This window comes from Mycobacterium sp. (assembly GCF_049280035.1).
Lineage (GTDB): Bacteria > Actinomycetota > Actinomycetes > Mycobacteriales > Mycobacteriaceae > Mycobacterium.
The window spans coordinates 1-2,479 of record NZ_JBAPPI010000318.1 but is presented as its reverse complement, the minus strand read 5'-3'; the positions used below and the strand labels follow the sequence as shown (position 1 = coordinate 2,479).

Annotated in this window: 3 protein-coding genes; 1 reads left to right on the top strand and 2 read right to left on the bottom strand. The window is 67.1% G+C overall.

Annotated elements, in window-relative coordinates:
* The coding region (locus tag WAN71_RS10840; RefSeq protein ID WP_422225326.1) for a tannase/feruloyl esterase family alpha/beta hydrolase at positions 1–836 on the bottom strand (836 nt) is incomplete at its 3' end.
* 114 nt (positions 837–950) lie between these two features.
* Here WAN71_RS10840 and WAN71_RS10835 point away from each other — a divergent pair.
* Positions 951–1,613 carry a TetR family transcriptional regulator gene (locus tag WAN71_RS10835; RefSeq protein ID WP_422225327.1) on the top strand — a complete coding sequence of 221 codons (663 nt, stop codon included), beginning with the start codon at positions 951–953 and terminating at the stop codon, positions 1,611–1,613.
* 35 nt (positions 1,614–1,648) lie between these two features.
* On the opposite strand, the gene WAN71_RS10830 is transcribed toward WAN71_RS10835, so the two are convergent.
* Positions 1,649–2,458 (bottom strand): enoyl-CoA hydratase/isomerase family protein, encoded by an 810-nt coding sequence (locus tag WAN71_RS10830; RefSeq protein WP_422225325.1) that lies wholly within the window; start codon positions 2,456–2,458, stop codon positions 1,649–1,651.
* Between the last annotated feature and the right edge of the window lie 21 nt (positions 2,459–2,479).

Below are 2,479 nucleotides of genomic sequence, written 5' to 3'. Positions count from 1 at the left end.
GTCCAGAGCCACATCTGGCCGAGGGGCTTGCCGATCATGTACTCGTCGCCGCGCGGAAAGCCCTGCCGGTACAGGCTGGCCAGCTCCTCGCGCTGGTGAGTGGTCAGCCCGACGAAGGGGTCGCCATGCCCGCCGGGCGCCATGGCGGCGGCGATCTCGTCCGTCTTTTCGCCGAGCAGGCGCTGGCAGTTGAACATCGTGGCGAAGGACATCACCTGCGCACCCTCGATCTTCTCCGTGCTGCCGTGCTCCACGATCGGTCCCCCGCCCATGAACGGCAGCGCGCCGTCCCACGCATCGGGCGCGTTCTCGAGGCAGAGCGGCGAGCGCCGCCCCCCGCCCGAGCCTCCCCAGACATAGGCATGGTGAGGCGCCTCGCCGTAGACCTGCGCGGCGACGAACTTGGCCAGTCGTGCCGTCTCGGCGCTGGCGCGGTGCCCATAGAGCGTCGGATCGTCACCCCCTCGGGGGTCGAGGTCGTCACCGATGTGGCCCTGGTTGGATTCCACCATGCAACCGCCGAGGCGGGCGCACATCCGCAGCCCGCCGAGGAAGCCAGCCACGAGGTCGTTGCCGAAGGCGTTCTCGTGGCCGCCGTGGGCGCCTTCGAGCGGCTGGAGGATCCGCCCGCGGTACTGCCCGTCGGTCGGGAACCAGAACGCCCAGCGAGTAGCGGTGTCCGCGAACCCACCGTGGAGGTAGCGGTTCGCGATCGGTTCCGATCGCTCTTCGTCGACGTCCACGTACGGCGTACCGAAGAACCCGTCCGTCGACACGTACCCTGCAACGTCGATCGTGCCGTTTCCGACCTCCGAACGCTGACCAGTCTCGGTCATCGATGCCTCCCTACAGTCGTTCGCCGCCACTTCGTTGCCCGCTGGACGCAAAAGATTGCGGGTGTCTGCCAACTTTTGCACCCTCTGCCATACTCTGTCTAGAGTCGTGGCGTGATGACTAAACCCGCCGCTCCGGCCGCGCCCGTCGAGGAAGGGGTCTGGGATCGTCGCCGTCGACTCGTCGCGGGCGAGATCGAGCAGGTTGCGCTCCGGTTGTTCGCTGAACAGGGCTACGACAACGTCACGACCGACGACATCGCCCGGGCATGCAACATCTCCGCACGCACATTCTTCCGGTACTTCGCCGCCAAGCGCGACGTGCTCCTCGCCGTCCCGCGCCGCAGCCTCGTCGTCCTGTGCGACGCGGTGGACCAGCGTCCCGCAAACGAGGACCTCCTCACCTCCTGGCGAGCGGCCGCCATCGGTGTTCTCGGTGGCGACGAGGTCGATCTCGTCCTGATCGAGCAGCTCAAGGTGCTCGTCCGTGACAGCCCCGATCTCGTCGACACGATCAACGGCGACGCCGAGCTCACCGAGCGGTTCGTGCGGACCAACGCCGAGCGGCTGGGCGTCGATCCGGCGAGGGACCTGCGTCCAATCATCGTCGCGGGAGCCGTGCGCAACGCGCTCATCGCGGCATTGGACCAATGGTCCTCCGGCCGTGCCGACGAACTCGCGCAATCCTTCGCGGAGGCCTTCGACATCCTCGCTCGCCTCGACGCGATCGGTGGTCGACGCGCCACTAAGACCTCGCGTTCGCGCACCCGGCGCACGTAGCCGAATCGAACCCGCCTCCCGCCGCCCGAACGCCGCTACTTCTTGGAGCGGGCCCGGAACGCGGCCACCCGCTCCTTGAATTCCGGAGTTGTGAACGACGTGTATTCCTCGGCCAGCGCGTACTCCAGCACGCCGAGCGCAGCCCGCGACAGGTGCATGTTCATCGCGACCTTGCTGGCGCGCAGCGCCTGGGGCGGCAGGCCGGCCAGTCGCTCGCCGATCGCCAGCGCCTCGTCGAGCACGGTGTCGTCGGTGGCGACCTTGGTGACGAGGTTCAGCTTGTCCGCGATGGCCGGGGTGATCCGATCCCCCAGCAGCACATATTCTTTGGCCTTCATCAAGCCGATCAAGAGCGGCAGCATCGCAGCGCCGCCGTCGCCGGCCACCAACCCGACCGCGACGTGCGGATCGGCCAGATAGCTGCTCTCCCCCATCACGAGGAAGTCGCTCAGCAGAGCGATCGAGCAGCCCAGCCCGACAGCCGGGCCGTTGACCGCCGACACCAGCGGCTTGGGGAAGTTGATCACCTCGAGGAACACGGTGCGGGCCTCGGTGATCTGAAACTGGCGTGCCACGGCGTCATCGATCAGGCGCCCGAACATCACCATGTCGCCGCCGGCCGAGAACGCCTTGCCGACACCGGTCGTCACCACTGCCCGCACGTCGTCGTCGGCTGCGAGCACCCTCCAGATAGTGGCGAACGCGTGGTGAACCTCTTCGTTGACGGCGTTGAACGCCTCGGGCCGATTGATGCTGATGACATGGACGTTGCCGGTCTTCTCGACCAGCAGCCACGGCGCGAACTCTTCGTAGCCGGACAAGGTGGCGATCTCGGAAGTCGTCATGTGATGGTCCCGTCAGTTCTT